General features: G+C 65.8%; 7 protein-coding genes. 6 read left to right on the top strand and 1 reads right to left on the bottom strand.

Annotated features, from left to right (window positions below; all coding sequences use genetic code 11):
- The 4 genes from ACEQXV_RS05960 to rarD form a co-directional block, all read left to right on the top strand.
- Positions 1-850, top strand: an 850-nt coding sequence (locus tag ACEQXV_RS05960; protein WP_370268300.1) for an aminomethyltransferase family protein, incomplete at its 5' end; no start/stop codon positions are given.
- The gene (locus tag ACEQXV_RS05955; RefSeq protein ID WP_370268299.1) at positions 843-1,406 is read left to right on the top strand and encodes a sarcosine oxidase subunit gamma; all 564 of its coding nucleotides are present in this window, start codon (positions 843-845) and stop codon (positions 1,404-1,406) included. The genes ACEQXV_RS05960 and ACEQXV_RS05955, both read left to right, overlap by 8 nt.
- A 134-nt stretch (positions 1,407-1,540) precedes the next feature.
- Complete coding sequence (locus tag ACEQXV_RS05950) at positions 1,541-2,146, top strand: superoxide dismutase (protein WP_370268297.1); 606 nt, start codon at positions 1,541-1,543, stop codon at positions 2,144-2,146.
- A gap of 134 nt (positions 2,147-2,280) precedes the next feature.
- Positions 2,281-3,159, top strand: coding sequence for an EamA family transporter RarD (rarD, locus tag ACEQXV_RS05945; protein ID WP_370252516.1), 879 nt, complete (start codon positions 2,281-2,283; stop codon positions 3,157-3,159).
- Here the strand turns inward: rarD and ACEQXV_RS05940 are convergent.
- Complete coding sequence (locus ACEQXV_RS05940) at positions 3,116-3,676, bottom strand: TIGR00730 family Rossman fold protein (protein ID WP_370268296.1); 561 nt, start codon at positions 3,674-3,676, stop codon at positions 3,116-3,118. The two genes, rarD and ACEQXV_RS05940, sit on opposite strands and share 44 nt — an antisense overlap.
- A gap of 110 nt (positions 3,677-3,786) precedes the next feature.
- Here ACEQXV_RS05940 and ACEQXV_RS05935 point away from each other — a divergent pair, with 110 nt between their 5' ends.
- Complete coding sequence (locus ACEQXV_RS05935; protein ID WP_370268295.1) at positions 3,787-5,655, top strand: LysM peptidoglycan-binding domain-containing protein; 1,869 nt, start codon at positions 3,787-3,789, stop codon at positions 5,653-5,655.
- Positions 5,656-5,775: 120 nt separating this feature from the next.
- Complete coding sequence (locus ACEQXV_RS05930; RefSeq protein ID WP_370268293.1) at positions 5,776-7,617, top strand: ABC transporter ATP-binding protein/permease; 1,842 nt, start codon at positions 5,776-5,778, stop codon at positions 7,615-7,617.
- Positions 7,618-7,751: the final 134 nt, after the last annotated feature.

The following is a 7,751-nucleotide window of genomic DNA, read 5'->3' as shown; positions in this document are numbered from 1 at the left end:
GATCGACGAGGAGACCTTCCTTGTCCACACCACCTCGGGCGGGGCGGAACACACCCATGCCCATATGGAAGACTGGCTGCAATGCGAGTGGTGGGACTGGAAGGTCCATACCGTCAACGTGACCGAGCAATATGCGCAGGTTGCCGTTGTCGGCCCCAATGCGCGCAAACTGCTGGAGAAGCTTGGCACCGACATGGATCTGTCGGCCGAGGCGCTGCCCTTCATGGGGTGGGCTGAGGGCAAGATCGGCGGCTTCAATACCCGCGTCTTCCGCATTTCCTTCTCGGGCGAGCTGTCGTTTGAAATCGCCGTTCCTGCCAGCCAGGGCCGCGCCTTCTGGGACGCGCTGCATGCGGCAGGCGAGGAGTGGAACGCCACCGCCTACGGCACCGAGGCGCTGCATATCATGCGGGCCGAGAAGGGCTTCATCATGATCGGCGATGAAACCGATGGCACCGTGATCCCGCAGGACCTGGGGCTTGGCTGGGCCATTTCGAAGAAGAAAGAGGACTACCTGGGCAAACGCGCGCAGGAACGCAGCCACATGACCGACCCGACCCGCTGGAAACTGGTGGGGCTGGAAACGGTGGATGGCTCGGTCATTCCCGATGGCTCTTATGCCATTGCCTCTGGCACCAATGCCAACGGGCAGGGCAACACGCAGGGCCGCGTGACCTCGACCTACTATTCGCCAACGCTGCAACGGGGCATTGCCATGGGCCTCGTGCTCAACGGTCCCGACCGCATGGGCGAGCTTATTGTCTTCAACAAGACCGATGGCAGCACTGTCTCGGCCAAGATCGTGAACCCCGTGTTCTACGACCCGGAGGGGGAGAAGCAGAATGTCTGACGTCAGTGCACTGATGGGCGCGGTGGCCGAAGGCCGGACCCGCGTGGAAGAGGCGGGCCTGCAAGGCATGATCACCCTGCGCGGCGATCTGGCCAGCGCGGCTGTGACGTCTGCGGTCAAGGGCGTGGCGGGCGTGGATCTTCCGGCGCAGCGCGCGATTGCCACCGAAGGCGACAAGGGCATTGCCTGGATGTCGCCCGACGAGCTGCTGCTGCTGGTGCCCCATGCCGAGGCCGAGGTGGCTGTGGCCAGCCTGGCCGAGGCGCTGAAGGGCGAGCATGCGACCGTCGCCAACGTGTCGGACGCGCGGGCGCTCTTCCGTATCGAGGGCCCCCATGCGCGCGAGGCGCTGGCCAAGCTGACGCCTGCTGACCTGCATCCCGAGACCTTCGGACCCGGCGAAATGCGCCGCACGCGACTGGCGCAGGTGCCTGCCGCGATCTGGCAAAGCGGCGAGGAGGAGTTCCACGTGATCTGCTTCCGCTCGGTCGCCAGATATGTCTTCGACATCCTGGCGCTGTCCGCAAAGGAAGGCGCAGAGGTTGGGTATTTCTGACCAAAGGCCCCCTCGCGGGGCCTTTTTTCCGGCCCGGTCGGTCAAAAAAACCTGACCAAAACGCTTGACCAAACGGGGCTTGGGCCTCAGGTAATGGGCATCACATTCCCACGCGAACAAGAGGGGCCGCTGCAATGGCTTTTGAACTTCCCGATCTTCCCTACGCCCACGACGCGCTGGCCGATCTCGGCATGTCGGTCGAGACGCTGGAATACCACCACGACCTGCACCACAAGGCCTATGTCGACAACGGCAACAAGCTGATTGCCGGGACCGAGTGGGAAAACAAGTCGATGGAAGAGATCATCACCGGCACCTACAACGCCTCGGCCGTCGCGCAGAACGGCATCTTCAACAACATCAGCCAGCTTTGGAACCACAACCAGTTCTGGGAAATGATGGGCCCCGGCGAGTCCGCCATGCCCGGCGAGCTGGAAAAGGCACTGGTCGAGAATTTCGGCTCGGTCGATGAATTCAAGGCACAATTCGCCGCCGCTGGCGCAGGCCAGTTCGGTTCGGGCTGGTGCTGGCTGGTCAAGAACGCCGATGGCAGCCTTGCCGTGACCAAGACCGAAAACGGCGTGAACCCGCTCTGCTTCGGCCAGACCGCTCTGCTCGGCTGCGATGTTTGGGAACATTCCTACTACATCGACTTCCGCAACAAGCGCCCCGCTTACCTGGACAACTTCCTGAACAAGCTGGTGAACTGGGAAAACGTGGCCGCGCGCCTCGCGGGCTGATCCCGGACCATTCCAGACTGCAGAAGGCCCGTCGGCAACCAAGCCGGCGGGCCTTTCCCTTGACACGCCCGCGCTTGACCGCGCCTGCCGCGCGTGAAAAGCCTGCAAAGGCAATCACTTCAGGCGGACGGGGCATGACCGAGACCGGCAAGGGCGTGGCGGCGCTGGTTCTGGCCTGTATCATCTGGGGCCTCGCGCCGATCTTCTACAAGGAGCTGTCGCATGTGGACCCGGCCGAGGTGCTGGGGCACCGCACGCTCTGGTCCTTCGTGACATTCGGCGGCGTGCTCGTGTTGCAGGGGCGCCTGTCGGCCATGGTCGCGGCCCTGTCGGTGCCGCGCCAATTGGGGCTGACCTGCCTGGCAGCGGTGTTCATCACCATCAACTGGTTCGTCTTCATCTGGGCGATTGCCGTGGGTCGCGCGCTGGAAGGCTCCATCGGCTATTACATCTTTCCGCTGGTGGCGGTGGTGGCGGGCTGGCTGGTGTTGGGCGAGCGGCTGGCGCGGGTGCAATGGCTGGCCGTGGGGCTGGCGGCAGCGGCGGTGCTCGTGCTTACCCTGGGCCTGGGGGTTGCGCCCTGGGTGTCGATCGTGCTGGCCGTCAGCTTTACCTGTTACGGGTTGATCAAACGCTGGATCGATGCGGGCCCCGTGGTGTCTGTCACGGTGGAAACGCTTCTGCTGGCGCCCTTCATGCTCGTCTTCCTCGCGATGCGGGGGGAAAGCGCCTTTGGCGGCACCTCTTTCGATACCATCATGCTGGTTCTGAGCGGCCCCGTGACGGCGGTGCCCCTGATCCTGTTTTCCTACGCGGCCAAGCGTGTGGCGATGACCACGATGGGCCTGATCCAGTACATGAACCCAACCTTGCAGTTCCTGGTCGCCTGGCAGCTCTTTGGCGAGCCTGTCACCGGCTGGCACGGTGTAGCCTTGCCGATGATCTGGCTGGCGCTGACGATCTATTCGGTCAGCGCGATCCGGCGCGCGCGGCGCGGTGCAGCCCCGACATGAGGGCCGGCACCTCGTCGACCACGGTAAAGAAATCCAGCAGGCTGCGATCGGCGAATCCCTCGCCCACGATATGGCCCAGAAGGTCGCTCAGCTTGTCCCAGTAGCCCGCTGAATTCATGAGGAAAATCGGCTTCTCATGCAGGCCGAGCTGGCGCCAGGTCAACACCTCGAAGAACTCGTCGAGCGAGCCCGCGCCGCCGGGCAGAACCACGATGGCATCGGCGTTCATGACCATCACCTTCTTGCGCTCGTGCATGGTCTCGGTGACGATGAACGTATCGAGGTCGCGCTTGCCCACCTCCATCTTCAGCAGATGTTCGGGAATCACCCCGAAAGTGGTGCCGCCCGCCGCCATCGCGGCCCGCGCGACGGTGCCCATCAGCCCCACATCCCCGGCCCCGTAGACCAGCCGCATGCCCGCTTCGGCCAATGCGGTGCCAAGCGCTTCGGCGTCTTTCGCATAGGCAGGCTTGGCCCCGGCACGAGAGCCACAGTAGACACAAACGGAATAGGTCATGGTAATGCCTGTCTTGATGCTGTTTTGACCCGTGATAGACCTGTTGCTAATGTCATACAACTGCACCGGCATGTGGGGACGTGCCGGGGCCTGAGGGGAGAGCAGAAAAAATGGCAGCTTCGGCAGGGACCGGACTTGGAACCAGCACGCTTCTGGCGGGGGCCTCGGTGCTCGCGATCGTGGGCGTCGTGGGCTACCAGGTCTTCTTCGCACCAGACCCGGAAACAGCGGCACCAGAGGCTGCGGTATCGGAAACCGTTGCGGCTCCCGCAGCGGTGACGGTGCCCGAGGCAGCCGCGCCTGCCGCCAGCGGGGACACGGCCGCGCTCGGGACGCAACCCGATACGCAGCCGGAACCCGGCGCAGCGCCCGACATGCCCGCGCCCGCACGCCCCAGCTTCGATCTCGTGCGTGTCGACGCCGCCGGGGGCGCGCTGATCGCGGGCCAGGCCGGGGCGGGGGCCAATCTGCGCCTTCTGCTTGACGGCGAGGAAATTCACCTGGCCGATGCCGACGGGGCCGGGGCCTTCGTGGCCATGTTCGACATTCCCCCGTCCGAAGTGCCGCGCGTCCTGAGCCTTGAGGCGATCCAGGAAGATGGGTCGGTCCTGGTCTCCGAGCAGAGCGTGATCATCTCGCCGACGCTGCGGCCGGTGGATGGCGCGGGCGATACCGAGGTCGCCACAGCCGAGACGGGCGGGGGAACGACCGCCGCGGTAAGCGGCCCCGAGGTGCCCCAGGATAGCGGCGTGACGGAACTGGCATTGGCCGAGGACCCGGTGACCGCGCCCTCCGGTGCCGCCCCGCAACTGGCCCCCACCAGCCCCGACCTACCCGAGCAGGCCGCAGGGGGCGACGCCACCACCGTGCCCTCCGCAGGCGAAGACAGCACCACGACCGGGGCCAGCGCTGCGGCGGACCCCGCCAGCCCCGACAGCCCGCCCGCCGTGGACCAGGGCACCACAGCGGCGGCGGATGCAGATGCGCCGGGCACCGATGGTCCTTCCGAAGACACGACCGAGGTGGCCGGAACAGGCACGCCCGATCAACCGGCGGCGGAGCCTGCCGTGACAACCGAAACCGCAGACACTGCCGAGCCTGCCGTGCCCGAGACGGCAACGGCTGAAGCGGGCACAGATCCCGCGCAATCGGGGGGCACTGAGGCGGTCGTGGCGGAGGTCACCGATACGGCAGAGCCTGCCCAGACTCTTGAGGTCGCCGCGCTGGATACAGCCGCGGTCGAGACCGACCCGCCCGCCGGCGAAGCGTCCACCCAGTCCGATGCAGCCCCGACCGATGCGACCGGCACCGCGTCGACCGCCGGTTCCGATGCGGCCAGCGATGCACCTGTCGCCACCGCCGAAACCACGGAAATGACCGCGCCCGGTTCCAGCGCAGAGGCCGGCAGCCCGGCAGAGGGCAGCGCGCCCGTGATGGAACAGACCGCGCCCACGGTCCTTCTGGCCGACCGCGAGGGGATTCGCGTGGTTCAGCAGGGCGGGCCGGGGCCCGAGGTTCAGGCGCAGGTCACGCTCGACACCATCGCCTACGATACCGAGGGCGATGTGGTCATGGCTGGCCGAGGCCCGGCGGAATCGGACGTGCGCTTTTACCTCGACAACCAGCCCATTCACCTGGCCCAGATCGGGGCCGCCGGGGGCTGGAGCACGGAACTGCCCCAGGTCGATCCCGGCACCTACACGCTGCGGCTCGACCAGGTCGATGCCGAGGGAACGGTGAGCAGCCGGATCGAAACCCCCTTCCTGCGCGAAGAGCCCGAAACCATCCGGGCGATCACCACCGCCTCGGGCGAAAGCGTGGTCACCGTGCAGTGGGGCAACACGCTCTGGGCCATTGCGCAGGAGCTTCTGGGCGACGGGGTGATGTATGTGCAGATCTACGAGGCCAACCGCGAGCAGATCCGAAACCCCGACCTGATCTATCCGGGCCAGATCTTCACCATCCCCGAGGCGGACTGAGCCAGCCGCTTGCAGGAACGCACAGCCCCGTCGCGCGCGGGGTCTCTGGTCATTGCCGCGCGCACTGACTAGGTTTGCGCGAACTGGCCCCCGGGCCCGATTTCCAGATAAGAGAGTTTCATGCCCCCCAGCACCATGACCGAGCATCCCAAGGGCGCCGAGGCGCGCCGCAGCGGCTGGCGCACCATCCGCAAGGTCACCCCCTACCTGTGGCCCGCCGCGCATCCCTGGGTAAAGCACCGGGTGGTGATCGCGCTTGGCATGCTGCTTCTGGCGCGCGTAATCTCGGTCTACACGCCCTTCTTCTATGCCGAGGCGGTCGATGTGCTGTCGGGCGAGGCAACGCCCTCGGGGATGCTGATGCTGGGTGCGGTTGGGCTGACCGTGGCCTATGGCGTTGCGCGGGCAATGTCGGTGGGCTTTCAGCAGCTCCGCGACGTGGTCTTTGCCAGGGTGGGCCAGCGGGCGCTGCGGCAACTGGCGCTGGAAACCTTCGAACATATCCACGCGCTGTCCCTGCGCTATCACATCACCCGCAAGACCGGGGGGCTGAGCCGGATCATCGAGCGCGGCGTGAAGGGCGTCGAGTTCCTGCTGCGCTTCATGCTGTTCTCGATCGGGCCGCTGGTGATCGAACTGCTGCTCATCGGTATCGTGCTCGCCGTGCTGTTCGACATCTGGTATTTCGTCGTCGTCCTGGTGACGCTCGCGATTTACATCTGGTTCACCTTCACCGTCACCGAGTGGCGGGTGAAGATCCGCAAGGAAATGAACGACCAGGATACCGACGCCAACCAGAAGGCGATCGACAGCCTGCTGAACTTCGAGACGGTGAAATATTTCGGCGCCGAAAAGCGCGAGGCGGAGCGCTATGACGGCGCCATGGCCGGCTATGAACGCGCGGCGCTCAAGACCGCCTATTCGCTCGGCTTTCTCAATTTCGGGCAATCGGTGATCATCACCATCGGCCTTGTCATCGTCATGGTGATGGCCGCGATCGGGGTGAATGCGGGCACGCTCAGCGTGGGCGATTTCGTCATGGTCAACGCCTACATGATCCAGATCACCATGCCCTTGAACTTCCTCGGCACGGTCTACCGGGAAATCCGGCAGGCGCTTGTGGATATGGGCGAGATGTTCGACCTGCTGGAACAGCCCGCAGACGTGGTGGATGCGCCCGACGCGGCGGAGTTGTCCTGCGACGAGGGCGAACTGATCTTCGAAGACGTGCGCTTCGGTTACGAGGCCGCGCGGCCGATCCTCAAGGGGCTGAGTTTCGCGGTCGAGCCCGGTCACACGGTGGCGCTGGTGGGCCCCTCCGGGTCCGGCAAATCGACCATCGGGCGGCTTCTCTTCCGCTTCTACGATGTCGATGGCGGCGCGATCCGCATCGATGGGCAGGACCTGCGCAGCGTGACCCAGGACAGCCTGCATGCGCGCATCGGCGTGGTGCCGCAGGATACGGTGCTCTTCAACGACACGATCCGCTACAACATCGCCTATGGTCGGCCCGAAGCGAGCTTTGCCGAGATCGAGGCGGCGGCCAGGGCGGCCAAGATCCACGAGTTCATCCAGAGCCTTCCCGAAGGCTATGAAACGGCCGTGGGCGAGCGGGGGCTGAAACTGTCGGGCGGGGAAAAGCAGCGGGTGGGGATCGCGCGCACGCTGCTCAAGGATCCGCCCATCCTGCTGCTCGACGAGGCGACCTCGGCGCTCGATACCGAAACCGAGCGAGAGATCCAGGAAGAGCTGAAGATGATGGGGCAGGGGCGCACGGTAATCACCATTGCGCACCGGCTGTCGACGGTCGTGGACAGCGACCAGATCATCGTGCTGGAAAAAGGCGAGATTGCCGAGCGCGGCACCCATGAGGAGCTTCTGGCGCTGAATGGCCGCTATGCCTCGATGTGGGCGCGCCAGGCGGCCGAGCGCGAGGAACGGGACGCCCAGGGCGCGGCCTGAGTGGGGTTTCGCCGCGCCTGCGCGCGTCGACCGGGGGGCGCTGCGCCTCGGGCCCCTGCGGGGCCGTCGTTGCAGCGCATTGCCATGGGCGGTGAGCCGGGGCCTGCCTGGTCACAGGCGTCGGCGTGGGACGC

Source organism: Nioella sp., assembly GCF_964229645.1.
GTDB lineage: Bacteria > Pseudomonadota > Alphaproteobacteria > Rhodobacterales > Rhodobacteraceae > Nioella.
Note: the sequence above shows the minus strand (reverse complement) of the source record. Positions and strands in the feature narration are given on the sequence as shown.